Below are 25161 nucleotides of genomic sequence, written 5' to 3'. Positions count from 1 at the left end.
GTCTCCTCAGAATATCTCGAACAGGCCGGCGGCACCCTGGCCGCCACCGATGCACATGGTGACAACGCCCAGCTTGGCGCCGCGGCGGCGACCCTCAATCAGCAGGTGCCCTGTCATGCGGACCCCGGTCATGCCGAACGGGTGGCCCAGCGCAATCGAGCCGCCGTTGACGTTGCATTTCTCCGGGTCGATGCCCAGCTGGTCGCGGCAATAGAGCGCCTGGCTGGCGAAGGCCTCGTTCAGCTCCCACAGGTCGATGTCGTCGACCGTGAGCCCCTGCCGCTGCAGCAGCCGGGGAACCGCGAGAACGGGGCCGATGCCCATTTCGTCCGGCGCGCAACCGGCGACTGAAAATCCGCGAAAGCAGCCCAGCGGCTCCAGTCCGCGCCTTTCGGCCTCGCGCTCGCTCATGACGACCATCGCAGCCGCGCCGTCGCTGAGCTGCGAGGCATTGCCGGCGGTCACAGTTTCGCCCTCACCGCGCACCGGGGTGAGGGCCGCCAGCGCCTCAAGGGTGGTGGACGGCCTGTTGCATTCGTCGTTGGCGCAATGCGTCTCGAGCTGATGGATCTCGCCTGACGCATTGTCCTTGGAGGCCATGATCACGTCCAGGGGCACGATTTCCGCATCGAACAGCCCTTCGGACTGTGCCCTGGCGGTGCGCTGCTGGCTTTGAAGCGCCAGCGCGTCCTGCGCGTCGCGGCTGACGCCGTAACGCTTCGCCACGATGTCGGCGGTCTCGATCATCGTCATGTAGAGCGCGGGATTGTTCGCCTCGATCCATGCGTTGCGGGCGGGGCGGACCGGGGGTTGGACCATCGAGATGCTTTCGACGCCGCCCGCGATCGCGGCCAGAGCACCTTCGCTCGCCACCATGTGGCTGCTCATTGCGATGGCTTGAAGACCGGAGGCGCAGAAGCGGTTGACGGTCGTCCCCGCGATGCTGGCCGGCAATCCGGCGCGGATCACCGCCTGGCGCGCGATGTTGCCGCCGGTGACATATTCGGGATAGCCGCAGCCGAAAATGCTGTCCTCGATCAGATCCGGATCGATGCCCGCGCGCTTGACCGCATGCGAGACCACATGACCGGCCATGTCGGCGCCATGGGTCAGGTTCAGCGCGCCGCGATGCGCCTTGCCGACGGGGGTTCTCGCAACGGAGACGATGACGGCGCGGTTCATGCGGAGGCCTTTTCTTGAGCGACGGCGGTCTCGATGTCCGCGTCGAAGCGGGCGAAGCCGCGGCCTTCGTCGACGAGTTTTTCGAGCAGCGGCGCGGGGGACCAGTAATGGTCGTCCTCGCGCGCGAATTCGTTGATGTCGGCCAGCACCTTGTCGAGACCGTAGCTGTCGGCGAAATGCAGCGGGCCGCCGCGCCAGCGCGGAAATCCGTAACCCGAGAGGAACACGACGTCGATGTCGGAGGCGCGCTGGGCGATGCCGTCGTCGAGCACCCGCGCCGCCTCGTTGATCATCGCCGCCATGTAGCGGCGCTGGATCTCCTCGGCGGAGAAGGCGCGCGGGGTGATGCCGGCCCTGGTTCGTGCCTCCGACAGCAGCGCCAGTACCTCCGGATCCGGGCGGCCCTTCGGGCTGTCGGGATCGTAAATGTAGAAGCCGCGTCCGGTTTTCTGGCCGAGCCAGCCGTTGTGATAGAGCGTGTCGGCGACATCCACGACGCGCTCGCGCGGATGCCGCGAGGATGCCTTGCGCTGCCGGGCCGCATAGCCGATGTCGATGCCCGCGAGATCGGAAACCTGGAACGGTCCCATGGCGAAGCCGAAGTCGACCAGCGCCGCATCGATCTCGTAGGGGCTGGCGCCGTCCATCATCATGTAGTCGGCGGCGAGCTTGTAGTGGGCGAGGATGCGGTTGCCGATGAAGCCGTCGCAGACGCCGGCGGGCACCGCGATCTTGCCAAGCTTGCGCGCGAGCGAGAAGGCCCGGGCGACATGAATGGTGTCCGTCTTCTCCGCGATCACGACCTCGAGCAGGCGCATGACATGGGCGGGGGAGAAGAAGTGCAGGCCGATCACGTCCTGGGGACGGCCGGTGGCCCGTGCGATCTCGTTGATGTCGAGATACGATGTGTTGGTCGCGAGTGTCGCGCCCGGCTTGGCGATCCGGTCAAGCGTTTCGAAGACCTCCTTCTTGACGTCCATGCTCTCGAAAACGGCCTCGATGATCAGGTCGGCCTGCGCCAGGGACTCGTATCCGACGACAGTCGACAGGTTCTTCGCGAGAATGGCGTCGCGGTCGTCCGCGCTCAGTTTGCCGCGTTTGACGGCGCCCGCAAGATTGCGGGCAATCGTTTCCCACGCCTTTTCGGCGAAGGTTTCTTCCCGCTCCACCAGGGTGACCTTGAAGCCGGCCAGCAGCGCCGCGGTGGCGATGCCCGCGCCCATGGTGCCGCCGCCGATCACGCCGATCTCCTCGGTTGCCGGCGGTGTCACGCCCTTGATCTGCGGCAGGTGGCTGGCCTTGCGTTCGGCGAAAAACGCGTGGATGAGCGCCGCGCGCTGCGGCGTTTCCATCAGCGACAGGAACCCGTGGCGTTCCAGGACAAGACCCTCCGCCCGGTCGAGCCGGGTCGCGGCTTCCACCGTGTCGATGGCGCGAAGACGAGCGACGTCGCCGCGATGGCGGGCCTGAACCGTTGCGCGGGCGGTCTCGAACACCGCGGCATCGGCGTCCGGGCGCGGGCGCAGGCCGAGACGGTCCGGTGTGCCTCCGGCTTCCGCGAGCGCCCTGGCGCGGCTGATCGCCGTGGCGCGCAGGTCTTCGGGCGCGGTGATCCCGTCCATAATGCCAAGCTGGCGGGCTTCGTCGGCGGACAGGCGGCGCGCGCTGGTGATGATGTCGAGGGCTGCGGGTACACCGATGAGCCGCGGCAGCCGCTGCGTGCCGCCGGCGCCGGGCATCAGTCCCAGGGTGACCTCGGGAAGGCTCACGCTGGCGTTTGCCGAGGCAATCCGGGCATGCGCGCCAAGCGCGATCTCGAAGCCTCCGCCGATGGCCGCGCCGTTGACGGCGGCGACGACCGGTTTGTCGCAATCCTCGATGTGGTTGATCACATCCGGCAGCGACGGCGTCTGGGGCGGCTTGCCGAATTCCGTGATGTCCGCGCCTCCGACAAAGATCTTGCCGGCGCCGATGATCACGCCGGCGCGCGCGTCGGCGTCATCGGAAAGCCGGTCGACGGCCGCCTGCAGTCCGGCGCGGATGCTCTGCGAGAGCGCGTTGACGGGGGATTGTCGATGGTGATGACGGCCACGCCATCGCGAAGATCATAGCTCACGGATCCGGTCATCGGCCTGCTCCTCAGTTCCTGGCCGCACTGTGCAATGGGCCCTTGCATATTTCAATATGCAAAATTTAATTCCATTATGCGGAAATACGGCGCGCGCTATAGGCCGATCTGGCCGCGTCCCGGGCTTTGGCCCATGATCCGCTCCAGTTCCCTCACGGTGCTCTTCAACTGTGGTCCAACCTGCTCGATCATGCGCTCCATCGTGAGGTCGGCCGGGGTCGCGCCGCAGGTGAACATCACCGGCTCGCCCAGATCGCGTGAGTGGAAGGGCACCGATACGGCGTGGATATTGGGCGCGAAATAGGTGGCGGGATCCGCGATGACGAAACCGCGCGACATCAACTGGCTGTTGGCTTGCTTGCGGATCTCAAGGGCGCGGTCGTGCGCAAGTACGTCCTCTCCGGTTTCCGCGAGCAGCCGTTCGAAGGCTTCTTCCGACAGCGCCGCGAGAAGGGCGTGGCCGGAGGAGGAGCTTTCGAACGGCAGCCGGTGACCGACTTCCAGCCAGATCGAGGCGACGGTGCGCGGGCGCCAGGTTTTCACCAGCATCATCTTGTTCTGGTCTCTTACCGCTAGCAGCGCCAGGGTGCCCGTCTCATCGGCGAGCCGTTGCATCAGGGGCTCGGACAGATCCACGAAGGTGATCGCCGCGCTGGCGATGTTTCCAAGTGCCAGCAGGGCGGGGCCGGGGCGATAGCGGTCGTGGCGGCGGGTGTGGCTGAGGTAGCCGAGCGCCTGGAGCGTGAAGGTCAGCCGCGAGACGGTCGATTTCGGCAGGCCGGTGCGTTCCGAAATCTCCGCATTGCCCAGCCCGTCGTCGGAAACGCGGAACGCCCGCAGCACGCTGAGACCTCTGGAAAGGGTTGTGGCAAACCGGCGGTCGGTCTCGAATTCGCTCATTCTTCGATCCTCATGACAGACGACTCTCCTCTAGCGCATCGTTGCTGGAATGAGGATCGAAATGATCGGAAACAGAATAAGAAGCAGAAGGACGATCACATCCACCGCGAGAAACCGCATCACGCCCGCGAAGATCTTGTCGATGGACACTTCCTTGCCGACAACATTGCCGATGACGAAGACGTTGAGACCCACCGGCGGGGTTATCAGGCCGATCTCAAGCAGCTTGATCACCACGACGCCGAACCAGATCAGGTCGAATCCATAGCTCTCGACCAGCGGAATCATCAGCGGAAGCGTGAGCACCATGATGCCGATCGGGTCGAGGAACATGCCGAGCGCCAGATAGACCAGCGCGATCACCAGCAGCAGCACGCCGGGCGACAGGTTGGCAGCGGTGACGGTTTCGCCGATCGAGCCCGCGACACCGGTCAGCGCAACGAAGGCGACAAAGATCTTCGCGGACGCGGCGATGATGAAGATGGCGGCCGTCTGAAGCGCTGTTTCGCGCAGGCTGTCGATCAGGCCCTGGAGCGTCAGTTTCTTCTGCGCGAAGCCGAAAATCGTGGCCACGGCGACGCAGATGGCGGCGGCTTCCGTCGCGGTGAAGATGCCGCCGTAGATGCCGCCGATGATGATGGCGAAGAGGGCGAGGGCCGGCCATGCCTTGAACGCGGCGCGGCGCCTGTCGCCCCGGGCAAGCGTTCCCTTGAAGACGGGCGCCGCGGACGGATCGCGCTTCACCCAGACGAAGACCACGAACAGAAATCCAGCCAGGGTCAAAAGCCCCGGCAGGATGCCGGCGAGGAACAGCTTGCTGATCGAGGTCTCGGTGAAGATGCCATAGATGATGAACAGCACGGAGGGCGGGATCAGCGATCCCAGCGTGCCGCCGGCGGCGACGCTGGCCGTGGCCAGCCGCTTGTCGTAGCCCATGCGCAGCATTTCCGGCGAACAGATGCGTCCCATGGTCGAGGCGCAGGCGATCGAGGATCCGGTGATCGCCGAGAAGCCGCCGCAGCCGAGAATGGACGCCATGGCGACGCCACCGGGGACGTTCACCAGCCACACCCGGGCCGCGTCATAGATGCGGGTCGTGATCTCGGAGCGGTAGGCGATGTGTCCCAGAGCGACGAACAGCGGGATCATCGACAGATCGTAGGAATGGACCAGGTCGTAGAAGTTCGAAAACACCAGCGATGTGGTGGGATTGATGGCCCGCTCGGGGGTGAAGCTTCCCGTCCTGAACGCGAAGATCACGAAGGTGCCCACGGCGGCGACGCCCGCGAGCGCGAAGGCGATCGGCACCCGCAAGGCGAGAAGGCCCAGGACCGAGGCGAAAGCCACCAGGCCGACAGTGGTTCCGTCCATCAGTGCTCTCCCGAAGCGCCGGCCGCGCGGACGATATCGGCGAGGTTTTCTCCCCGGCGCAACCGGATGGCGTCGGTGATCACGAGATGGAGAAGCCGCAGCCAGCACACGGTGAGGCCGATGAAGAAGATGACGCGCCCGGGCCATTTCGGCAGTGAGAGCTGTCCGAAGTAGAAGGCGCCGTTGGTCAGCGTATGGGTCATCTCCCGCCAGCCGGAATAAAGCAGCGGAATCAGCGCCAGCAGACCGGCGATGCTGCCCAGCACGATCAACGCGCCCTGGGCCCGGGGAGACAGCATGTTGGCGACAAATTCAACGGCGATATGGCTGCGCGCGGCGGTTGCGGCGGCCAGCGGCAGGATGATCGCGAAGACCATGAGCTCGCGAACGATCACGACCGTGTCGGGGATGCCGGAGTTGAGGGTGGCCCTCAGGATCACGCTCGCGGTGATCAACAGGCACAGCCCGGCGATCGCGCAGACGGACAGGTCCAGCAGCAAACGTTCGATCCGTTGCAGCATCTGAAGCTCCGGAAAGTGAAGAAGAATATCTGGGAAAGGGCGTGGCGTCCCGGCCGGATGAACCGGCCGGAACGTTTCGGCGTCAGTGGCGGACGAAGACCGTCCGCGAAACCGTGCCTAGTTGCGCGTCCAGGGGTAGCCCTGTTCGGCTCTTTCGGTCTCGTACTTCTTCAAGAGTGCCCTGTACTGGTCCAGAAGCATCTTGCCATCGAGACCGGCCGCATCGGCGCGTTCGATCCAGGCGCTGACATACTTCTCACCGGCGGTGACGAGCTTGTCGCGTTCCTGCGCGGGAAGGGAGATGACCTCCACGCCGGCGGCCTTCATCTTCTCGATGGCCGCTTCGTTGTCGGCAGTGATCAGCTCGCCGAGCTTGTCGGCCATGGAGACGCCGGCCTTCGCCAGCGCTTCCTTCGCCGCGTCGTCGAGCGCGTCGTAGCTGTCCTTGTTCATGAACAGTCCAAGGCCGCCGACCTGACCCCAGTTCAACAGGGTGTAGCTGGTCATCACTTCCTGCTGCTTCAGGGCGGCAACCGCATAGGAATAGCCCTGCGAACAGTCGATGAGGCCCGTGTCGAGGCCCTGATAGGCGTCGTAGATCGACATGCTGACCAGATTTGCGTCGAAATCCTGGAAGGTCTTTCCGTAGGCGCCGACGCCGCGCACCTTGAGCCCGGCAATGTCGTCGACGGAGCGGATGGCCTTGCCCTTGCAGCCGATGTTGACCTGCGAGGTGGTGAACGTGCCCACGTAGACCAGGTTCTTGGCGGCGAGATCGGCCTGAATGGCGGGCGCGGTGCGCATGAGTTCGTCGGTGGCGCGCATGCCGACCCAGGGGTTCTCATTGAGAAGCGGCAGATCCGCGATGCCGTAGCCCAGCATTTCCTGCGGGAAGTAGACCGCGATCACCGTGCCGATGTCCGCGACACCGTCCGCGACGCCCTGAACCGCGCCGCCGGCCTTGAAGAGCGCGCCGCCCCACTGGACGTCGATCTTCAGCTCGCCTTTCGACTGGGTCTCGACTTCGCTGACAAAATGTTCGAGCGACTTGGCGCGGGCGCCGCGATTGGGGCCGGCTTCGCCGAGAATAAGCGTGGTTTCAGCGAAGGCTGCGCTGGCGGACAGGCTCAGCATCAGGGCTGTTGTAGCTGCGAGTATCTTTTTCATCGGGCCTCCCTTCCCATAATTCTACTATGCGGAACTATCGACCGCATGGCGAAATATATGCGAACGCACGCGGGCTGACAATCCCTCGCGTCCAAGTTTTCCGGGAGATCTGGCGCGGCCGGGCGATGACCGGGCCATGACCAAGGGGCATTCCCGCGGATATCGTCGGGTGGCGTCGCATGTGTCGCGGAACCGGGCGCGCGCCTTCACGGGTCTCGCTGTGGTGACCGGTCGTTGCAAGGGTGGCGTGTCGGGGGACCGCGTGACGCAGCAGCAATCCGCCCGGGTGGTGTGACCAGCGCGTGGCGGTCTTGGGTTATCGGAGGCGGGGCGCCCGCATCAATCCCGGATCATGTCACCATGAGGCGGGACACCGGCCCGGCGGACCCGAAGCCAGTTCTGTCCATCGAAGGCCGCACCGGGCACGAATGTCACACTGAGCGCGCGGCGCTCACACTGTTGCGAAATCCAGTCAAGGCTGTGGCGGATGACGCCGGCCTCTGACGATCTGTGGCTGGTGCCCACCCAGGTGTCGCCCTGGTAGTCATCCTCGGGCCCCGTCGCTGCCAGATAGGACGCGAGAAACGTGGCGTTTGGCGAAGCGTTGTCGACAAAGCCGTCAAGCATGGTTTCAATGTGCGCCTTGCTGCAGTGGGTCCAGATGGACCCGGCAAGAAACATGTCGAAGGTGGCTTGAAACACCGATGTGTCGAAGTCCTCGTTGAAGTCGAACCGCGGCGCCTTCTCCGCAAGCAGTTCTTTTGAGAACAGCGTTTCCAGGCCCCACTCGACGCGGCTGCGGAAGGGTTCGATCCCGCAATAGCCGTCCGCATCGAGGAACCGCACGAGCCAATACGCCGTGCGCAGGCAGCCGGATCCGATCTCGCAGACTTTCGTCTCGGGCGCCAGGCCTTCGCGCAACAGGGCGATGAATTGCCGCCGGCCGCCTTCATCAAAGGTCCCGGTCGGAACGCCCAGGAAGCCATGGGCCTCCGCCATCGCTTCGCCGAGGCTCTGTACCTTTGACATGGAATACGTCCCGAACTTCAATCATGCGGCAGTCCGCGCCGGGTCAGGCGCCGTTGTTGCCTTTATGGCCGCCCGGGACCGGGGATTGCAAGGTGCCACGCAACGCGCGCTGCTGGCGCAGTGGGGCTGGACCGGTCCATGCGCGGCTGCCGTGCGCGAGAGACATGGCCAGCGCCCGCTTTTCTCGCGCATCCGGGATCGAGGAATGGCGCGTTATGTCAGTGGCGCCGCGCAAGGCTTGATGATAGCTGCTATTGAAACGGGAAAATCGTTTCGACGCGCTGATTTGCCGATAGGGTGGGCGCGCGGTTCGCAATGCAAGGCGAGGATTTGATAATGCGGCTCGGCTTGACGGATCGGTTCCCCGACGTCGTGTTCTACAATCCCGACCTCACGGAGGTTCAGGACGACGTCGTGATCGGAGCGGGAGCCAGGGTCGGGTCGATGACGCTGATCCACGCCACGGCCCGCATCGGGTCCGGCACCACGATCGGCTCCCACTGCAACATCTGCGCCTGCGTCATTGGAAACAACGTCTCCATTCAGACCGGATGCCACATTACCCGTGGCGTCGTCGTGGAGGACGATGTGTTCATCGGACCGCACGTGGTGACCTTGAACGACAAGCTGAAGGGCGGTCCGCTGACCTTTCCCCACATCGGGAAGGGCGCGAAGATCGGTGGCGGCAGCCGCATCCTGCCCGGCGTGCGCATTGGCGCGGGCGCGGTCGTCGGCGCGGGCAGCGTGGTGGTCCGGGACGTTCCTCCCGGAGCGCTCGTCATGGGAAATCCGGCGCGGGTTCGCATGCCCGAGGACGCAGAGTAGGCCTGTCACATTGATGAAAGCAGTTTTGTTCTCCTATCGCGCAGTGCGGCCCCATAGTTTGCGACGAATACATGTCTGTGCCGCCGCCCTGGGGAGAATGCGGGCGATCTTGGTCCAAGCCGGTCCGGGAGCGCAAATTCATGGCTGATGCCGGGCGTCCACTGCGGATCCTGATGACCAACAATACGCTGGCATCGCGTGCCGGCTCCGAGCTTTACCTGCTCGATCTCGCGGTCGCGCTGATGAAAAAGGGTCATTTCCCGGTGGCCTATAGCCCCGAACTCGGCGAGGTGGCGGAGGAGCTGAGCAAACGCACCATCCCGGTGATTGACGATCTCCGCGAGATGACGGTCGCGCCTGACGTCATTCATGGCCAGCACCATCACGAAACCATGACCGCAGCGCTGCGCTATCCGCACGTCCCGGTTGTCTACATCTGTCATGGCTGGGCGCCATGGCAGGAAGCTCCGCCGGCCTATCCCACCATCATGAGCTACGTGGCGGTTGACGACCTGTGCCGCGAACGGCTGCTCACCACCCACGGTATTTCGCCTCAACGCATCACGACGCTCTACAACTTCGTCGATCTGCAGAAATTCCAGCGGATACGGACGCTGCCCGACAGGCCGAAATCGGCGTTGGTCTTCAGCAATCATGCATCGGAGGTTTCGGACGCGATCCGCTCCGCCTGTGAGCGATGCGGGATCGAGCGCATCGATGTCGTCGGCATCCGGTCCGGAAACCGGGTCGCCCACCCTGAGAAAATACTCGCTGACTACGACATTGTCTTCGCGAAGGCGCGGGCCGCGATCGAGGCCATGGCATCAGGTTGCGCGGTGATTGTGACGGACTATGCGGGTCTTGCCGGCATGGTGACGACAGACAACGTGGACCGGCTGCGCGGATTGAATTTTGGCGTGCGATCCATGCAGGCGAACGTATTGACGTCCGAAACCGTTCAGCGCGAGCTCGAGAGGTACGACGCGCGCGACGCGCGCCATGTCACGGACCGGATTCGCAAGGATGCTGATCTGGATCCGGTGGTCGATCGCTGGATCTCGATCTACCATCAGGTCGAAAGGACCTGGGCCGAGACGGGCGAATCCGTGACTGACGTCCGCAAGCTGCAGGCCGCCTCGGAGTATCTGCGTTCTCTCTCGCCGAGATTGAAATCGGCCATTCAGAATGAGCAGCTTCGGAACGCTCTGGAGAGCGAACGCAATTCCTTGACCCGTGAAGTGAAAGACTATCGCGCACGATCCGAGGCCCTCGCCGCCGAGATGCAGGCGTCGGCGCGGGGCGTTGTTGCCAGCATCAAGTCCTCCGCGCTTCGGGCGCCCGCCCGTTTTGTTCAAAGGTATAATCAGTGGTTTCGGAAGCAGTAGCCGGCAACAGCCAGCCGCGCAAAAGGGCGCTTGTGATCGGTCTGGGCAAAATGGGGCGGTTGCACTTGCGCACGCTCCTCGCCATGCCGTCGGTTCTGGTCACCGGGGTCGTGGATGTCGACGCAGCGGGGAAAGCCCTTGCGACTGCCCTGGGGCTTGATTTCGCCCATGCGGCGCGGGATTTCGCCACGCCGGTTGACTTCGCGATCGTCGCGACGCCGCCGGAAACCCATCGCGACGTCGCCGTGCCGCTCCTGGAGGCGGGCGTGCACTGCCTTGTCGAGAAACCCCTGGCGCTCCGGGCCCGCGATATCGAGGCGATGATCGCCGCGGCCGCATCCGGAGGGGCGGCGCTCGCGATTGGTCAGAACGAACGCTTCAACGCGAATATCGAACGCTGTGTTGCGATTCTCGATGGAGGCGCGGGCCATGTCGCCACCGAACGCGTGTCGCCGCTTTGGCCGGATGCCAATCAGCCCGACGCCATCGCGGATCTCATGGTCCATGATCTTGACTGGATCGTTCGAATGGAAGGACGCGCGGATTGCGACATCCGCATCCTTGAAAGCGAGTGGGTCGGGGAGAGGCTGCGCCACGTCACATGCCGCCTCGACTTCGGCGCGCGGCGCTTCGACCTCACGGCAAGCCAGTCCGGCCATGCGCGCAAGAGGACCATCGAAGTGGCCCCCCTTGGCGACGCGCTTCAGGCGTTCGACCTGACCGAAATGCCGACGGCTCCTGATGCCGATCCGTTGTCCCGCCAGGCGCAGTCCTTTCTGAACCTCTGCGACGGGCAGCCAGCCGGGGTATCGACCGGAGCCGAGGCGCTTCCGGTGTTTTGGCTGGCCGAGCGCATTCGCGGCTTCTGCATGCGTCCCGCGCTCGCCGCCCAAGGCGCCACATGACCAGGCCTGTGCCCTTTGTTGATCTGAAGGCCGAATGGGAGCCGTTGAAGCATAACGCACTGACGCGCATCGCGGCCGTGTTCGAACACGGGCAATTCGTGATGGGACCGGAGATCGCGGAGCTCGAAAGCCGGCTGGCGCGTGAAACGGGCGCCGCGCATGCCGTCTCCTGCGCCTCGGGAACGACCGCGCTGCTCATGGCCATGATCGCATTGGATATCGGTCCGGGCGACGAGGTTATCGTGCCGGCCTACACATTCGCCGCCCCCGTTGAATGCGCATTGCTCCTGGGCGCCGCGCCGGTCTTCGTGGATGTGTGCTGTCCCTCGGGGCTTGTCGATTCCCGGGCGCTGGACGCGGCGATATCGGCAAAGACCAAGGCCGTCGTCGCGGTGTCTCTCTACGGGCATCCTGCCGATTTCGCGGCGATCAATGCCTGCGCGTCACGCCATGGCGTTTCGGTCATCGAAGATGCGGCGCAGAGTTTCGGCGCGGAACGGAGCGGCAGGCGCAGCGGCTCCCTGGCGCGGATCGGGTGTACCAGCTTCTTTCCGACCAAGGTTCTGGGGGCGCGGGCGATGGCGGGGCGGTGTTCACCGATGACGCCGAACTGGCCCGCAGGTTGGCCGAAGTCCGCGACCACGGGCAAAGCGGCAAGTACCGGCACGAACGGCTGGGGCTGAACGGTCGCCTGAACTCCATTGCGGCGGCGGCCCTGCTGGCCCGTCTTGACGGACTGGACGCAGCGCTGTCGCAACGCCGTCGCATCGGCGCGACGTACGATGCGCTCCTGGAGGGCGCGCGGAGCGCCGGGCTGCTCGACTTTGCGACGGTTGTGGCGGACACGAAGAGCGCCCGCTCGCAATACGCCGTTCTCATTGAGGATCGCGATCGCGTCGCCGCGGATCTTCAACGCGCCGGCATTCATACCGCCGTTCACTATCCGGCCCCGCTGCATCTTCAGCCGGCCTATGCGCATCTCGCGAGATCGGGGCCGCTGTCGGGCGCGGTGGCGATGGCGGAGAAGGTTTTGTGCCTGCCGATCTATCCCCGCCTTGCGGACACGGACGTCCGGCGCGTGGCCGCGACGCTGTGCGATCGTCTGCGGCGCGCATGACGGCGATCGGGTCCGGAATCACGCAGCACCCCGCGACACCGCTGTTCGATGCGGAGGATAGGCAGCGCTCGGCGCCGTTTGCGCGCGCGGTTGCGAGCGGTGATTTCGCGGTGGCGATACGGATGCTTGGCAAACCGGTGCGAATTTGGTTTGGTGGATCAAGTCCCTTCCTCTTTTTCGCTTGTCCTGCATGAACCGGTCCGAAAAAATCTGCGCGGCCCTGCGCACCGCCATTCTCGAGCGGGCGCTGTCGCCGGGTATGAAGTTGCCCGAGGACTCGCTTGGCGAGCGCTTCGGCGCGAGCCGGACGATTGTGCGCCAGGCTCTGGAACGGCTGGCGGCGGAAGGGCTGGTGGAACTCCGGCGCAATCGCGGCGCGGTGGTGGCGACTCCCAGCCTGGAGGAGGCGCGGGACCTCTTCGAGCTGCGGTGTCAGATTGAGGATCTGGTGGTCAGCCGCCTGATCGCGGACTTCACGCCCGCGCATTTGAAGGCTCTGAACGCCCATCTGGACAAGGAAATCGCGGCGGAGGACGGCCCGGAGCCGGTGTCCATTCGGCTGGCCACCGAATTCCACATTCTGCTGGCGCAACTGACCGAGAGCCCTGTTCTGGCGCGCTATGTGGTGGAGGTGGGCTACCGGTGCGGCCTGACGCTGGCGCTTTATTCGCGGCCACATTCCGCCAATTGCGGCATCCAGGAACATCGCGAGATTATCGACGCCCTGTCCTCGGGAGACGAGACGCGGGCGCGGGATCTGATGCGCGGCCATCTTGGCGCGGTCGCGGACCGCGCCTTGATCAAGTCCGAAACCAAGGGCCAGTCGATCTATCTCGACGCGCTGGAGCCCTATGCCCGCTCGGTCCGCGAAGGCAAATAGCGCTCTACGCCTCGATATCCATGCGGATCAGAATGCGCTCGGCGCTGTCGTTCCACACGTCCATCTTGGTGATCTTGCCGTTCTCGACCTCGAAGCGGTCGACATAGCGGTTGCCTTCGAAGGGCGTTCCGTCCGGCCATTCGCCATAGAGTGTTCCCACGGAATAGACCACGGTGCCGTTCGGCCCTTCTGCCACGTCGAACGTGTCCATCCGTTTCTTCACCCACTTGTAGCGCTTGGCATTGAAGCCCGTCGGCCCGGACGGGTGGTCGAACGTGCGGCCGCCGGTGAAGGTGATCGTCACCGTGTCGGCGACATACGTGGCGGCCAGATCCGGGTCCGGCTTCATCGATGCTTCCAGATAGTCATAGACGATGCGCGCTTCCGGGCTGAGACGGTCGGTGGTGTTCGTCGCGGTCATGTAATCGGTGCCCCGTTCGTGATGAGATCGCTTTTGGCCATGATAGATGCCTGCCGGCAATTTTGTATGCAAATTTTGTATGCAATAATTGCATGCAATTTGGGCGAGGCAGGTGTTAAAGCGCCGGTGTGAGGCAGGCATTTTCATACAACGATTTGTTATTAAACGATTTTATGACTCTGGCATCCCGCTTGCTTTGACAAGGGTATCGGATCGATCGAGCTGAAATCCAGAGGAGCACAGCATGCAGTCTTCCCGTTCTTTTCCTAAAATGACGCGTCGCGTCCTGATGTCGGGCGTGGTCAGCCTCGCGGTTGCCACCGGCTTCCCCGCGCTGGCCGCGGACACCGTCAAGATCGGCCTGGTCGCGGCGCTGTCCGGCCAGTCCGCGAAGTCCGGCCAGGCGATCACCCGCGGCCTGACCATCGCCATCAATGAGATTAACGCAAAGGGCGGCGTGCTGGGCAAGCCGATCGAACTCGTCAGCCGCGACGACGAAAGCAATCCGGGCAAGGGCCTAGTCGCCGCGCGCGAGCTGGTGCAGCGCGAAGGCGTCGCGGCCCTGATCGGCGGTCTCGACACGCCTGTGTCCTTCGCCATCGTGCCGTTCGCCAACCAGTCGAAAGTGCCCTTCGTCGGTCCTTGGGCGGCAGGCACCGGCATCACCAAGAACGGTGCGGAGGAAAACTACATCTTCCGCGTCTCCGCGGTGGACGAATACGTGGATGAGGCGATCACCGAGTATCTGGTCTCCAACTACGGCTCCAAGAAGCCGGGCATGATCCTCATCAACAACCCTTGGGGCGAGTCCAACGAAAAGGGTCTGATCAAGGCGCTGGAGAAGCGCGGCATGGAACACGCCGGCATCGAGAAGTTCGAATCCAACGATGTGGACGTGGTGCCGCAGCTGACCCGGCTGAAGGAAAACGGCGCGGACGGCCTGTTCGTCGTCGCGAATGTGGCGCCCACCGCCCAGGTGGTGAAGTCGCTCGACCGCATGGCCTGGGACGTGCCGATGGCGTCGCACTGGGGTCCGGCCGGCGGCCGCTTCACCGAGCTGGCGGGCAAGAGCGGCGAGAAGCTGCATTTCATCCAGACCTATCTCTTCACGGAAGGCGACGCGAAGGGCCAGGCCATGTTCGCCAAGCTCCAGGAGACGTTTCCGGAAATCGAGACCACGGCCGATGTGACCCCGGCCACCGGCATCGCCAACGCCTATGACGCCATGCTGCTGCTGGCCGCGGCCATCGAGAAGGCCGGTTCGACCGACGGCCCGGCGATCCGTCAGGCCATGTACGACATCGAGAATGTCGAGGGCCTGATCAAGACCTACACGGACCCGTTCTCGCCGGAAGACCAGGACGCGATCGGCCCGGAAGACTATGTCTTCGCGCATTTCGTCGAAGGCGAAATCATTCCGTTGAAGGACTGATGACCTGCGGCCTCCCGCGCGCCGCCGGCGCGCGGGAGGCCCTTTCCCAAAAGCGGGCTCCGGACCCGAAAAACACCAATCGCACTTGAACGGGAAACGCGCATGACCCTCTTGATCGCCGCGCTTGTCACTGGCATCGGGCTTGGAAGCATGTACGGGCTCATCGCCCTGGGCTTTCAGATCACCTATTCGGTCTCCTCGACCGTCAATTTCGCGCAAGGGTCCGTGGTCATGCTCGGCGCCGTGCTGGGCTATGTGTTCGTCGAACGCGTCGGTCTGCCCTGGTTCGTGGCCTATCCGTTGGCGATCCTGTGCTGCGGGTTGTTCGGCTGCGTGGTCGAAATCCTGCTTGTGCGCCCCTTCGTGATCCGCAATTCCGAGGCCTGGCTGATGGCCACGGTGGCCGGCGGCATCTTTCTCGACAACGCGGTGCTGTTCACCTTCGGCAATGAGCCGCGCGCGCTGTCATCCGCGCTGACCCAATCCACCTGGCAATTCGCCGGCACCGGAATCTATCCGCAACAGATCCTCATTCCCTTCGCCGCCATCGGCGTGGCGCTCGCTTTGCATTTCCTGTTCCGCAAGACGCTGCAGGGCCGCGCGCTGCTGGCCGTGGTGCAGAACCTCCAGGCGGCGCGGCTTATGGGCATCAACACCACGGCGATGGTCACCGGCTCCTTCGCCATGTCCTCCATGCTGGCGGGCTTCGCCGGTCTGCTGATCGCGCCGCTGTTCTCGGTCCATTCGGAAATGGGAACCCTGTTCGGGCTCAAGGCTTTCGCCGTGGCGATCCTCGGCGGCATGACATCCGCCTCGGGCGTCATGCTCGCGGGCTTCCTCTACGGTCTGGTCGAGGCGTTGGTGACCACCTACCTCGGCTCGTCCTCCACGCATATCGTCGTTTTCGCCCTGGTGATCCTGGCGCTCATCTGGAAGCCGGACGGGCTGTTCGGCCGTCCGGCTGTGAAGAAGGTCTGAGGGTCCACACCAATGCAAACATTCATGTCCCGGGCGGCGCTCGATCTTCTCATTCTGGCTTTGACCATCGGCGGCGCGGCGGTCGCCGCAACGGCCGGAGGCTACATCCAGTTCATCATGGGCCTTGTGGCGCTGACGACCATTCTCGGCGTCGGTCTCAATGTCCTGTACGGCCTGACGGGCCTCGTCTCGCTCGGTCAGGTCGGCTTCTTCGCCATCGGCGCCTATGCCAGCGGCGTCCTGACGCTTGCGGGCGTCAGCTTCTGGCTGGCGCTGCCCTCGGCGGCGCTTCTGGCGGGGCCGCGGGATGTCTTCTCGCCATTCCCGCCGCCCGCATGGCGGGTCCGTTTCTCGCCATGGTGACCATCGCGTTCGCCTTCATCGTCGAGCACGGCGCGGTGGAGTGGCGCTCCATGACGGGCGGCCAGAACGGTCTCATGGGCTTTCCGATGCCGCAGATCGGCGGTTACGTTTTTGCGGAACGCGATCTGGTGCTTCTCGGCATTTTCCTGGCCGGTCTGTCGCTCTATCTGTACCGGCGGCTGGCCGATAGCGGCTGGGGCATGGCGATGACGGGCATCCGCGACGCCGAGATCGCCGCGAGTTCTCTTGGCTACAAGCCGTTTGTCGTCAAATCCGCCGCCTTCGCCATTGCCGCGGCGATGGCCGGTCTGGCCGGCGGGCTATTCACGCCGCTGATGATGTTCATCGCGCCGAGCAATTTCCCGTTCTCCCAGTCGATCCTGTATCTCTTCGCCATCCTGATCGGCGGCGCGGGAACGGTGCTGGGGCCGCTGGCTGGCGCGCTGGTGACGGTTCTGCTGCCGGAGTTTCTCTCCGCTCTCGCCGAATACCGGCTGCTGTTCTTCGGCGCGCTTCTGGTGGTCGTGCTGCTGATCGCCCCGCGCGGGCTGGTGGGCACGGTGACCGCCTTTCTGCCGCGCCCGAAACGCGCCATCACGCCGATCGATGCGGATGATGTCGAGGCGTTCATCGCCGCCGCCAGGCCGCAGGTTCTCGAGATTGCCGATCTGGGGATTTCCTTCGGCGGTGTGCGGGCGGTGGAAGACGTCTCGCTTGCGTTCCAGCCGGGGCAGGTGACCTCCATCATCGGCCCCAATGGCGCGGGAAAGACGACGATCCTCAACATGGTCAGCGGCTTCTACAAGCCGACGGACGGGACCATTACGCTTGGCGCGGTGGATCTGACCGGATTGCCGGCGCATGAGGCCGCGCGCCACGGCATCGCGCGCACCTACCAGACCACCAAACTGTTCGAGAAAATGTCGGTCGTGGCCAATGTGGTGTCGGGCATGCCGCGCGGCGCGCTGCTGGCGCCGTTCCGGGCCATCGAGTCCGCTCAGAACCTTTCGCGGGCCGCGGGGTTTCTTCGCTACTGCGGCTATACCGGCGATCTGGACAAGCGGGCGGGTGATCTGCCGCATGTGGACAGGCGTCTGGTGGAGATCGCCCGCGCGCTCGCCCTGCAGCCGGGGATCCTTCTGCTGGACGAGCCGGCGGCCGGTCTCATGCGCGCCGACAAGGATCAGCTCTCGGTCCTGCTGCGCAAGATCGCGGATCTCGGCATCGCGGTCGTTCTTGTCGAGCATGACATGGAGCTTGTCATGGGCATCTCCGACCGCATCCAGGCCGTGGACGCGGGCAAGCCCATCGCCTTCGGCACGCCCGCCGAGATCCAGTCCGACAAGACGGTGATCGCCGCCTATCTCGGCGACGGCTCCGCCCCGGCGCTGCCGCGGGCCGAACCGCTGGCGAAGGAGGAAACGCCGGTGCTCTCCACCCTGAAGCTGACGGCCGGCTACGGCGCGGCGCCGGTGCTGCAGGATGTCTCCATGAAGGTGCGCCCCGGCGCCATGGTGGCGCTTCTGGGCGCGAACGGTGCCGGCAAATCAACGTTTCTGTCTGCCGTTTCCGGCCTGCACCGCCCGGTTTCCGGCAGCATCATCCTGAACGACGAGCCCGTGCAGGAACTGCCGCCGCATGCGCTCGTCAGCCGCGGCCTGGTGCTTGTGCCCGAGGGGCGTCAGGTGTTTCCGGAACTGACCGTTCTGGAGAACATTGAACTGGGCGCCTACAAGCGCCGCGGGACCTCGGACCCCTCGGAGATCCCTGCGCTGCTGGACCGGTTCCCGCGCCTGAAGGACCGGCTGACCAGCCGCGCCGGGCTTCTGTCGGGTGGTGAGCAGCAGATGATGGCGATCGCCCGCGGGCTGATGGCCCGGCCGAAGGTGCTGCTGCTGGACGAGCCGTCGCTCGGTCTGGCGCCGGCCATGATCAATGAGCTTTACGCCATTCTGGCCGAGCTTCGCGACGAGGGTACCACGATCCTGCTGGTCGACCAGATGGCCTCCCTGGCCCTGGGCGTGGCCGATTACGGCTACGTGCTGGAGCAGGGACGGATCGTCATGGAAGGCCCCGCCAAGACGCTGGCGTCAGACCCCCGCCTCACCGCCGCCTATCTGGGCGGTGACGCCCGGGACGACCGTTCGGAGGTGGCTCGATGAGCGGCTTTCTCATCAGGCAGGTGCGCGTCGCCGGCTCCGAGGGGCTTGTGGATGTGGCTGTGCGCGACGGCGCGATCGCGGAAATCGGGCCGGGACTCTCGGCGCCGGGCGAGGAGATCGACGGGGCGGGCGCCCTGCTCATTCCCGGGTTTGTGGAAAGCCATATCCATCTGGACAAGGCCTGTATCCTCGACCGGTGCCGCAACGAGACCGGCACGCTTGAGGGCGCCATCGCGTCCGTCGTCCAGGCGAAAGCCGGCTTCACCGAGGCGGATGTCTACGCGCGCGGCAAGGGGGTGCTGGAGAAGGCCATCGTGCAGGGCACCAACGCGCTGCGCACCCATGTGGAGATCGACCCCGTCATCGGGCTGAAAGGCTTTGAGGCGGTGCTGCGTCTGAAACGTGACTTCGCCTGGGCGCTGGATCTGCAGATGTGCGTCTTCCCGCAGGACGGTCTGACCAATCTGGCGGGCACGCGCGAGCTTCTGGAACAGGCGCTGGACATGGGGGCGGATCTCCTCGGAGGCTGTCCCTACACCGATGCCGATCCGCAGGCGCAGATCCGTATACTGTTCGAGATGGCCCGCGCCCACGACGTGGATCTGGATTTTCATCTGGATTTCGATCTGGACCCGAGCTGGCGGCATCTCGATGAAATCGCCCGCCAGACGATCGCCTTCGGATGGCAGGGGCGGGTGGCCATCGGCCATGTGACCAAGCTCTCCGCCCTGCCGCCCGATGACCTGGCCCAGGCGATCGGGCTGATGCGTGAGGCGGGTGTCGCGCTCACCGTGCTGCCCGCGACGGATCTGTTTCTGATGGGACGCGGATCGGATCATCTGGTGCCGCGCGGCGTGGCCCCTGCGCACCTGTTTCACGCGCAGGGCGTGTGCTGCACCGTGGCCACCAACAACGTGCTCAACCCGTTCACGCCCTATGGCGATCTGTCGCTGCCGCGCATGGCCAATCTCTATGCCAACGTGCACCAGCTCAGCACGAAGGCGGAACTGGAGGCCTGTTTCGACATGGTGACCGATGCTCCGCGCCGGCTGATCGACATGGCCCGCCGGATCGCCGTCGGCGAGGAGGCGACCTTCGTGGCGCTGCCCGCGACCAGCGGCGGCCAGGTGGTGGCGGAGATCGTGCGCCCGCTGTGGGGCATGAAGCGCGGCCGGATGACCTTCGAGCAGGCGCCGGCGCGGCTTTTCGCGCCGTGAACAAACCCGCCGGATGAAGTCCTGAATTCGGGGGCGCACCAGCACTGCAATTCGGTTAGGAATGATCGGGTGTTCCGCGAAGCGGTCTGGGGATAGCGCCCGATATGGCCTTCAAGCTACGGCAGTTGCAGTTCTTCATCGCGGTGGCCGACGCCAAGTCGATCTCCGGCGCGGCGCAGCAGCTTGCCGTCTCGCAATCCACGGTGACCACCGCCGTGCAGGATTTGGAGGCCGACCTCGGATTGCAGCTCATCGAGCGCACCCGGCGCGGCGTCATGCTGACCCACAAGGGGCAGCTTTTCCTGCGCCATGCCAGCCGCATTTTGGAGACCGTCGCCGACGCGCGCCGGTCGCTGGCGGTGGAAGGCGAGGGCGCCACCGGCGAGCTGCATGTCGGCGTCACCTCGCTTGTTGCGGGCTATGTGTTTTCCGATCTGCTGGCGCGATACCGGCGCGCCAATCCGGCGGTTACAGTCTCCGCCGTTGAGGACAACCGCGAATATCTGGAGCATCTTTTGATCAACGGCGAGCTCGACGTGGCCGTCATGGTGGTGCCCGACCAGCGGGTCGACCAGGCCTTGCGCATGGAACTGCTCGGGCGGATGGAATACCGCGTCTGGCTGCCGCACGGCCATCCACTGACGGCTTCGGACACCGTGTCCCTGTCCGATGTGGCCAAGGAGCCGCATGTCATGCTGTCGCTGGACGAGGTCGAGGAAGCCACCCAGACGTTTTGGTCCGAGCACGGATTCCGGCCCAAGGTGGCCTTCCGCACCCGGTCGGTGGAGGCCGTGCGCGGGCTGGTGGCCACGGGCGCGGGCGTCGCCATCCTGCCGGATCTGGTCTACCGGCCCTGGTCGCTGGAAGGTGACCGCATCGAGTCCCGTCCCGCCACCGAACCGCTGCCGTCGGTGCACGTGGGCATCGTCTGGCGGCGCGGCTCCGGGCTGCCGGCCAACGCCAGCGATTTCATCGGTATCAGCAAGATGCATCGCGCCCGGTAGAGCGTCTGCCGGGCCTGCCGTAACGGTTTCGGGTGGTACTCATCTGTCTGGTATCGGAAAAATCGATATTGGCCTTCTGAATTTTGCATTGGCGAAAGATCGACGCTGCGAGTCATGCTCCTGTCAGAAGTCGCATGGGCCGAGAAAAACCAGGGGGGTCTGTGCCGGACTTCGGGCAACAGGGAGACTTCCATGCGCAGCATTCGACGCACAGCCGCCACGCTTCTCGCGGCCAGCCTTGTCGTGCCCCATGCGGGAACCGCATTCGGCGCGGAGATGAAAACCGAAATCGGCCCCGGCGAAGGGGCCGTCGATATCGTCGCGTGGCCGGGCTACATCGAGCGCGGCGAAACCGACAAGGCCTACGACTGGGTCACCTCCTTCGAGGCGGACACCGGCTGCAAGGTCAACATTAAGACCGCCGGCACCTCCGATGAAATGGTCGCCTTGATGAACGAGGGCGGCTTCGATCTCGTCACCGCATCGGGCGACGCCTCACTGCGGCTGATCTCCGGCAAGCGCGTGCAGCCGATCAACACCGATCTGGTCCCCAGCTGGGGCAAGGTCGACGACCGGCTCAAGGACGCGCCGTGGCACACGGTCGGCGGCACGCACTACGGCGTGCCCTACCAGTGGGGCTCCAACGTGCTGATGTACAACACGGAGACCTTCAAGGAGCCGCCCGCGAGCTGGAACATCGTGTTCGAGGAACAGACGCTTCCCGACGGCAAGTCCAACGTCGGCCGGGTGCAGGCGTTCGACGGGCCGATCTACATCGCGGACGCGGCGCTCTACCTGATGCACAACAATCCCGATCTCGGCATCAAGGATCCCTATGAGCTGAACGAGGATCAGTACAAGGCGGCGCTCGAGCTGTTGCGAGGTCAGCGCAAGGTCGTCGCGCGTTACTGGCACGACGCCTTCGTGCAGATCGATGACTTCACCAACGAGGGCGTCGTCGCCTCCTCCTCGTGGCCGTTCCAGGTCAATATCCTGAAGTCCCAGGACCAGCCCATCGCCAGCACGATTCCCGTGGAAGGCGCCACCGGCTGGGCGGACACCACCATGATGCATGCGGATGCCGCCCATCCCAATTGCGCCTACATGTGGCTCGAGCATTCGATCAGCCCGAAGCTGCAGGGCGACCTCGCCGCCTGGTTCGGTTCGGTGCCGTCCAATCTCGAGGCCTGCAAGGGCAACGCGTTGCTCGGCGACGAAGGCTGCGAGACCAACGGGTTGGGCAATTTCGAGCGCACCCACTTCTGGCGCACGCCGGTTTCCAGTTGCGGCAGCCAGGAGGCTTGCGTGCCCTATTACCGCTGGGTCTCGGACTACATCGCTGTGCTCGGCGGCCGCTGAGGTTGATGTGGGGACGGCCCGTGCGCGGGTCGTCTCCATTTCGCGCACCCGAATACATCAAGCATCAGGATCCGGAATGACCAGTGCGGTGCGTTTCGAAAACATTTCGCGGCACTTCGGCGCGGTGAAGGCCGTGGACGGCGTCAATCTCGATATCGCCGAGGGCGAGTTCTTCGCCATGCTCGGCCCCTCCGGTTCCGGCAAGACCACCTGTCTCAGGCTGATCGCCGGCTTCGAGCAGCCGACGTCCGGGCACATCGAGATCTTCGGCGAGACGGCGGAGGGCGTGCCGCCCTACCGGCGCAGCGTCAACACGGTGTTCCAGGATTATGCGCTGTTCCCGCACATGAACGTGGAGGACAACGTCGCCTACGGGCTGATGATCCGGGGCGAGGCGCGAGCCGCGCGCAGGCGGGCGGCGCAGGAGATGCTGGCGCTCGTCAAGCTGGAGGGGTTCGGCGGCCGCAAGCCCGCGCAGCTCTCGGGCGGCCAGCGCCAGCGCGTGGCGTTGGCGCGCGCGCTGGTCAACCGGCCCAAGGTGCTGCTGCTCGACGAGCCCCTCGGCGCGCTGGATCTGAAGCTGCGCGAACAGATGCAGATCGAACTGAAGGCGCTGCAGCGGACGCTCGGCATCACCTTCGTCTTTGTCACCCACGATCAGGGCGAGGCCCTGTCGATGGCGGACCGTGTCGCCGTGTTCAACGCGGGCGGCATCGTCCAGACCGGCACTCCGGGCGACATCTACGAGCGGCCGCAGAGCGCCTTCGTCGCCGATTTCGTCGGCGGGTCGAACGTGCTCGCTCCCGCGCTGGCGAGGCGTCTCGGCATGCCCGAGGGCTTCTGGAGCCTGCGGCCGGAAAAGATCACTGTTTCGCAGGGCTGCGGGCTGGACGGGCTCCCCGCGGTCGTCGAGAGCGTCCAGTATCAGGGCGCAAGCCACCGTTACGCGCTGGCGCTCGGCGAGGACCGGCTCACCGCGCTCGTGCCGGCGGCCGCCGCGCCCTTCGAGGCCGGCACGTCGGTGGTGCTGAGCTGGCCCGGGAGCGCGCCGCACAGGATGCACGGCTGATGCGCGCGGTGCAGGCCCACACGGAGCACGAGAGCCTGTCGCGGCGGTTGTCCGACGTGCTGCTGCGGCGGCCGAGGCTGCTGCTGGCGCTGTTGCTGGCGCCGCCGCTGGCTTGGCTCGGCGTCGTCTATCTGGGCTCGCTGTTTGCGCTGCTGGCGCAGAGTTTCTTTTCCATCGACGAGTTTTCCGGCGTCATCATCCGCGAGTTCACGCTGAAGACCTACGGCGAGCTGCTGCGCCCGTCCAACATGGACATCATCGTGCGCACGGTGACCATGGCGGCGCTGGTCACCCTGTCTGCGGCGGCCATCGGCTTTCCCATCGCCTATTACGCGGCGCGCTACGCCTCCGGCCGCGTCAAGGCGGCCTTCTACCTCGCCGTGATGCTGCCGCTGTGGTCGAGCTATCTGGTGCGGGTTTACGCGTGGAAGCTGATCCTGGCCAAGGAGGGGGCGCTCACCTGGGTGATCGAGCGGCTGCATCTGTCCTGGGCGCTCGACGCGGTGCTCGGGCTGCCGGTGATCGGCGGGCCGTCGCTGTCGATCAGCTACATCGGCACCTTTCTGGTGTTTCTCTACCTGTGGCTGCCGTTCATGATCCTGCCGGTGCAGGCGGCGCTCGAGCGGGTGCCGGGCTCCTTGATCGACGCCTCGGCCGATCTCGGCGCCGCGCCCGGGCAGACGTTCCGAACGGTGATCTTCCCGCTGGCGCTGCCGGGCATCGTCGCGGGCTCCATCTTCACCTTCTCGCTGACGCTGGGCGACTACATCGCGCCGCAGATCGTCGGCTCGTCACGTCTGTTCCTCGGCCAGGCGGTCTACACGCACCAGGGCACCGCCGGAAACATCCCGCTCGCCGCGGCCTTCTCGGTGGTGCCGATCCTGATCATGGGCGTCTATCTCTGGGCCGCGCGGCGCATGGGAGCCTTCAATGCGCTCTGACCGCGCCCCGCTCAGGCTGAAGATCGCCGCCGCCGCCGGGCTGCTGTTTTTGCACGTGCCGCTGGCGATGATCATCCTCTATGCCTTCACCACCGAGGAGAAGAGCTACCAGTTCCCGCCGCCCGGACTGACGCTGAAATGGTTCTCCGTCGTCTGGGACCGGCAGGACATCTGGGACGCGCTGCTTCTGTCGGTGAAGGTGGCGGCAATCTCCACCGCCATCGCCCTGGTGCTCGGCACGCTCGCCGCCGCCGCCGTCACCCGATCGCGGTTCTTCGGCCGCGAGACCGTGTCGCTGCTGATCATTCTGCCGATCGCGCTGCCGGGCATCGTCACCGGCATCGCCCTGCGCTCGGCGTTTTCCCTGGCTGAGATCCCGTTTTCCTTCTGGACCATCGTGCTCGGCCACGCGACCTTCTGCGTTGTCGTGGTCTACAACAACGCCGCCGCCCGACTGCGCCGCACCTCCGGCTCGCTGGTCGAGGCGTCGATGGATCTCGGCGCCGACGGCTTCCAGACCTTTCGCCACGTGGTGCTGCCCAATCTCGCGACCGCGTTGCTTGCCGGCGGCATGCTGGCCTTCGCGCTGTCCTTCGACGAGGTCATCGTCACCACCTTCACCTCCGGCCAGCAGACGACGCTGCCGATCTGGATGCTCAACGAGCTCGTGCGGCCGCGTCAGCGGCCGGTCACCAATGTTGTCGCCGTTTTCGTGATCGCGGTGACGTTCCTGCCCATCATCGCCGCCTATTACCTGACCCGCGACACCGATGCCGTGTCGGGTCAGGGCAAGTGAGACCCGAGG

The 25161-nt window shown here is 65.2% G+C and carries 24 protein-coding genes and 1 pseudogene; 15 read left to right on the top strand and 10 right to left on the bottom strand.

The window, feature by feature from the left end:
- Nucleotides 1–6 precede the first annotated feature (6 nt).
- From D1F64_RS17950 to D1F64_RS17920, 8 genes are all read right to left on the bottom strand, one after another.
- The gene (locus D1F64_RS17950) at nt 7–1182 is read right to left on the bottom strand and encodes an acetyl-CoA C-acyltransferase (protein ID WP_117413530.1); all 1176 of its coding nucleotides are present in this window, start codon (nt 1180–1182) and stop codon (nt 7–9) included.
- On the bottom strand, nt 1179–3212 hold the full coding sequence (locus tag D1F64_RS17945; protein ID WP_248304796.1) for a 3-hydroxyacyl-CoA dehydrogenase NAD-binding domain-containing protein: 2034 nt from the start codon (nt 3210–3212) through the stop codon (nt 1179–1181). Before D1F64_RS17945 ends, D1F64_RS17950 begins: the two co-directional genes overlap by 4 nt.
- Nucleotides 3158–3310: a hypothetical protein gene (locus D1F64_RS24805; RefSeq protein ID WP_248304503.1), complete on the bottom strand. Its 153-nt coding sequence runs from the start codon at nt 3308–3310 to the stop codon at nt 3158–3160. The genes D1F64_RS17945 and D1F64_RS24805 overlap by 55 nt, the downstream gene beginning before the upstream one ends.
- A gap of 96 nt (nt 3311–3406) precedes the next feature.
- Nucleotides 3407–4210 carry an IclR family transcriptional regulator gene (locus D1F64_RS17940; RefSeq protein ID WP_117413529.1) on the bottom strand — a complete coding sequence of 268 codons (804 nt, stop codon included), beginning with the start codon at nt 4208–4210 and terminating at the stop codon, nt 3407–3409.
- A gap of 30 nt (nt 4211–4240) precedes the next feature.
- A complete protein-coding gene (locus D1F64_RS17935; protein ID WP_117413528.1) occupies nt 4241–5581 on the bottom strand; it encodes a TRAP transporter large permease in 1341 nt (446 codons plus the stop codon).
- Nucleotides 5581–6102 (bottom strand): TRAP transporter small permease, encoded by a 522-nt coding sequence (locus tag D1F64_RS17930; protein WP_117413527.1) that lies wholly within the window; start codon nt 6100–6102, stop codon nt 5581–5583. The genes D1F64_RS17935 and D1F64_RS17930 overlap by 1 nt, the downstream gene beginning before the upstream one ends.
- A gap of 117 nt (nt 6103–6219) precedes the next feature.
- Nucleotides 6220–7269: a C4-dicarboxylate TRAP transporter substrate-binding protein gene (locus D1F64_RS17925; protein WP_117413526.1), complete on the bottom strand. Its 1050-nt coding sequence runs from the start codon at nt 7267–7269 to the stop codon at nt 6220–6222.
- A gap of 339 nt (nt 7270–7608) precedes the next feature.
- A complete protein-coding gene (locus D1F64_RS17920; RefSeq protein WP_117413525.1) occupies nt 7609–8298 on the bottom strand; it encodes a hypothetical protein in 690 nt (229 codons plus the stop codon).
- Nucleotides 8299–8634: 336 nt separating this feature from the next.
- On the opposite strand from D1F64_RS17920, the gene D1F64_RS25260 reads away from it, so the two are divergent.
- Together D1F64_RS25260 and D1F64_RS17910 are read left to right on the top strand one after the other, a co-directional pair.
- Entirely contained in the window at nt 8635–9123 is a 489-nt protein-coding gene (locus tag D1F64_RS25260) for a DapH/DapD/GlmU-related protein (RefSeq protein WP_117414697.1), read from the top strand.
- Between the two features lie 140 nt (nt 9124–9263).
- Complete coding sequence (locus D1F64_RS17910; RefSeq protein WP_162901630.1) at nt 9264–10508, top strand: glycosyltransferase; 1245 nt, start codon at nt 9264–9266, stop codon at nt 10506–10508.
- Here the strand turns inward: D1F64_RS17910 and D1F64_RS24790 are convergent.
- Complete coding sequence (locus D1F64_RS24790) at nt 10487–11014, bottom strand: hypothetical protein (RefSeq protein ID WP_248304502.1); 528 nt, start codon at nt 11012–11014, stop codon at nt 10487–10489. The two genes, D1F64_RS17910 and D1F64_RS24790, sit on opposite strands and share 22 nt — an antisense overlap.
- Here D1F64_RS24790 and D1F64_RS24785 point away from each other — a divergent pair.
- The 3 genes and pseudogenes from D1F64_RS24785 (at nt 11006) to D1F64_RS17895 (ending at nt 13410) form a co-directional block, all read left to right on the top strand.
- Entirely contained in the window at nt 11006–11413 is a 408-nt protein-coding gene (locus D1F64_RS24785; RefSeq protein ID WP_248304501.1) for a hypothetical protein, read from the top strand. The genes D1F64_RS24790 and D1F64_RS24785 overlap by 9 nt on opposite strands.
- Nucleotides 11410–12530: pseudogene (locus tag D1F64_RS24780) on the top strand (DegT/DnrJ/EryC1/StrS family aminotransferase). Before D1F64_RS24785 ends, D1F64_RS24780 begins: the two are co-directional and overlap by 4 nt.
- 190 nt (nt 12531–12720) lie before the next feature.
- Complete coding sequence (locus tag D1F64_RS17895; RefSeq protein ID WP_117413522.1) at nt 12721–13410, top strand: GntR family transcriptional regulator; 690 nt, start codon at nt 12721–12723, stop codon at nt 13408–13410.
- A 4-nt stretch (nt 13411–13414) separates the two neighbouring features.
- On the opposite strand, the gene D1F64_RS17890 is transcribed toward D1F64_RS17895, so the two are convergent.
- The gene (locus D1F64_RS17890; protein WP_117414696.1) at nt 13415–13831 is read right to left on the bottom strand and encodes a nuclear transport factor 2 family protein; all 417 of its coding nucleotides are present in this window, start codon (nt 13829–13831) and stop codon (nt 13415–13417) included.
- A 289-nt stretch (nt 13832–14120) separates the two neighbouring features.
- Here D1F64_RS17890 and D1F64_RS17885 point away from each other — a divergent pair, with 289 nt between their 5' ends.
- The 10 genes from D1F64_RS17885 (at nt 14121) to D1F64_RS17845 (ending at nt 25152) form a co-directional block, all read left to right on the top strand.
- Nucleotides 14121–15263: an ABC transporter substrate-binding protein gene (locus D1F64_RS17885; RefSeq protein WP_248304795.1), complete on the top strand. Its 1143-nt coding sequence runs from the start codon at nt 14121–14123 to the stop codon at nt 15261–15263.
- Between the two features lie 102 nt (nt 15264–15365).
- Nucleotides 15366–16241, top strand: coding sequence for a branched-chain amino acid ABC transporter permease (locus tag D1F64_RS17880; protein ID WP_117413520.1), 876 nt, complete (start codon nt 15366–15368; stop codon nt 16239–16241).
- Nucleotides 16242–16253: 12 nt separating this feature from the next.
- Nucleotides 16254–16604 (top strand): hypothetical protein, encoded by a 351-nt coding sequence (locus D1F64_RS25530; RefSeq protein ID WP_346432266.1) that lies wholly within the window; start codon nt 16254–16256, stop codon nt 16602–16604.
- Nucleotides 16505–18766: an ATP-binding cassette domain-containing protein gene (locus D1F64_RS17875; protein WP_346432330.1), complete on the top strand. Its 2262-nt coding sequence runs from the start codon at nt 16505–16507 to the stop codon at nt 18764–18766. The genes D1F64_RS25530 and D1F64_RS17875 overlap by 100 nt, the downstream gene beginning before the upstream one ends.
- Nucleotides 18763–19983 carry an amidohydrolase family protein gene (locus D1F64_RS17870; protein WP_117413519.1) on the top strand — a complete coding sequence of 407 codons (1221 nt, stop codon included), beginning with the start codon at nt 18763–18765 and terminating at the stop codon, nt 19981–19983. Before D1F64_RS17875 ends, D1F64_RS17870 begins: the two co-directional genes overlap by 4 nt.
- A gap of 104 nt (nt 19984–20087) precedes the next feature.
- Nucleotides 20088–20987 carry a LysR family transcriptional regulator gene (locus D1F64_RS17865; RefSeq protein ID WP_117413518.1) on the top strand — a complete coding sequence of 300 codons (900 nt, stop codon included), beginning with the start codon at nt 20088–20090 and terminating at the stop codon, nt 20985–20987.
- Between the two features lie 192 nt (nt 20988–21179).
- Nucleotides 21180–22346 carry an ABC transporter substrate-binding protein gene (locus D1F64_RS17860; protein WP_117413517.1) on the top strand — a complete coding sequence of 389 codons (1167 nt, stop codon included), beginning with the start codon at nt 21180–21182 and terminating at the stop codon, nt 22344–22346.
- Between the two features lie 76 nt (nt 22347–22422).
- Entirely contained in the window at nt 22423–23415 is a 993-nt protein-coding gene (locus D1F64_RS17855; protein WP_117413516.1) for an ABC transporter ATP-binding protein, read from the top strand.
- On the top strand, nt 23415–24356 hold the full coding sequence (locus D1F64_RS17850) for an ABC transporter permease (protein ID WP_117413515.1): 942 nt from the start codon (nt 23415–23417) through the stop codon (nt 24354–24356). The genes D1F64_RS17855 and D1F64_RS17850 overlap by 1 nt, the downstream gene beginning before the upstream one ends.
- Nucleotides 24346–25152 (top strand): ABC transporter permease, encoded by an 807-nt coding sequence (locus tag D1F64_RS17845; protein ID WP_117413514.1) that lies wholly within the window; start codon nt 24346–24348, stop codon nt 25150–25152. The genes D1F64_RS17850 and D1F64_RS17845 overlap by 11 nt, the downstream gene beginning before the upstream one ends.
- The last annotated feature ends 9 nt before the right edge of the window (nt 25153–25161 follow it).

It is taken from the genome of Breoghania sp. L-A4 (assembly GCF_003432385.1).
GTDB lineage: Bacteria > Pseudomonadota > Alphaproteobacteria > Rhizobiales > Stappiaceae > Breoghania.
Note: the sequence above shows the minus strand (reverse complement) of the source record. Positions and strands in the feature narration are given on the sequence as shown.

What these genes read in the sequence shown, in the direction of transcription:
- D1F64_RS25530 (WP_346432266.1), top strand. Translation starts at nt 16,254, where the DNA reads ATGCAAACATTCATGTCCCGGGCGGCGCTCGATCTTCTCATTCTGGCT.
- D1F64_RS17890 (WP_117414696.1), bottom strand. Translation starts at nt 13,831, where the DNA reads ATGACCGCGACGAACACCACCGACCGTCTCAGCCCGGAAGCGCGCATC.
- D1F64_RS17880 (WP_117413520.1), top strand. Translation starts at nt 15,366, where the DNA reads ATGACCCTCTTGATCGCCGCGCTTGTCACTGGCATCGGGCTTGGAAGC.
- D1F64_RS17865 (WP_117413518.1), top strand. Translation starts at nt 20,088, where the DNA reads ATGGCCTTCAAGCTACGGCAGTTGCAGTTCTTCATCGCGGTGGCCGAC.
- D1F64_RS17885 (WP_248304795.1), top strand. Translation starts at nt 14,121, where the DNA reads ATGTCGGGCGTGGTCAGCCTCGCGGTTGCCACCGGCTTCCCCGCGCTG.
- D1F64_RS17855 (WP_117413516.1), top strand. Translation starts at nt 22,423, where the DNA reads ATGACCAGTGCGGTGCGTTTCGAAAACATTTCGCGGCACTTCGGCGCG.
- D1F64_RS24785 (WP_248304501.1), top strand. Translation starts at nt 11,006, where the DNA reads ATGGTCCATGATCTTGACTGGATCGTTCGAATGGAAGGACGCGCGGAT.
- D1F64_RS17845 (WP_117413514.1), top strand. Translation starts at nt 24,346, where the DNA reads ATGCGCTCTGACCGCGCCCCGCTCAGGCTGAAGATCGCCGCCGCCGCC.
- D1F64_RS17850 (WP_117413515.1), top strand. Translation starts at nt 23,415, where the DNA reads ATGCGCGCGGTGCAGGCCCACACGGAGCACGAGAGCCTGTCGCGGCGG.
- D1F64_RS25260 (WP_117414697.1), top strand. Translation starts at nt 8,635, where the DNA reads ATGCGGCTCGGCTTGACGGATCGGTTCCCCGACGTCGTGTTCTACAAT.
- D1F64_RS17910 (WP_162901630.1), top strand. Translation starts at nt 9,264, where the DNA reads ATGGCTGATGCCGGGCGTCCACTGCGGATCCTGATGACCAACAATACG.
- D1F64_RS17870 (WP_117413519.1), top strand. Translation starts at nt 18,763, where the DNA reads ATGAGCGGCTTTCTCATCAGGCAGGTGCGCGTCGCCGGCTCCGAGGGG.
- D1F64_RS17920 (WP_117413525.1), bottom strand. Translation starts at nt 8,298, where the DNA reads ATGTCAAAGGTACAGAGCCTCGGCGAAGCGATGGCGGAGGCCCATGGC.
- D1F64_RS17860 (WP_117413517.1), top strand. Translation starts at nt 21,180, where the DNA reads ATGCGCAGCATTCGACGCACAGCCGCCACGCTTCTCGCGGCCAGCCTT.
- D1F64_RS17940 (WP_117413529.1), bottom strand. Translation starts at nt 4,210, where the DNA reads ATGAGCGAATTCGAGACCGACCGCCGGTTTGCCACAACCCTTTCCAGA.
- D1F64_RS24805 (WP_248304503.1), bottom strand. Translation starts at nt 3,310, where the DNA reads ATGACCGGATCCGTGAGCTATGATCTTCGCGATGGCGTGGCCGTCATC.
- D1F64_RS17895 (WP_117413522.1), top strand. Translation starts at nt 12,721, where the DNA reads ATGAACCGGTCCGAAAAAATCTGCGCGGCCCTGCGCACCGCCATTCTC.
- D1F64_RS17930 (WP_117413527.1), bottom strand. Translation starts at nt 6,102, where the DNA reads ATGCTGCAACGGATCGAACGTTTGCTGCTGGACCTGTCCGTCTGCGCG.
- D1F64_RS17935 (WP_117413528.1), bottom strand. Translation starts at nt 5,581, where the DNA reads ATGGACGGAACCACTGTCGGCCTGGTGGCTTTCGCCTCGGTCCTGGGC.
- D1F64_RS17950 (WP_117413530.1), bottom strand. Translation starts at nt 1,182, where the DNA reads ATGAACCGCGCCGTCATCGTCTCCGTTGCGAGAACCCCCGTCGGCAAG.
- D1F64_RS24790 (WP_248304502.1), bottom strand. Translation starts at nt 11,014, where the DNA reads ATGGACCATGAGATCCGCGATGGCGTCGGGCTGATTGGCATCCGGCCA.
- D1F64_RS17925 (WP_117413526.1), bottom strand. Translation starts at nt 7,269, where the DNA reads ATGAAAAAGATACTCGCAGCTACAACAGCCCTGATGCTGAGCCTGTCC.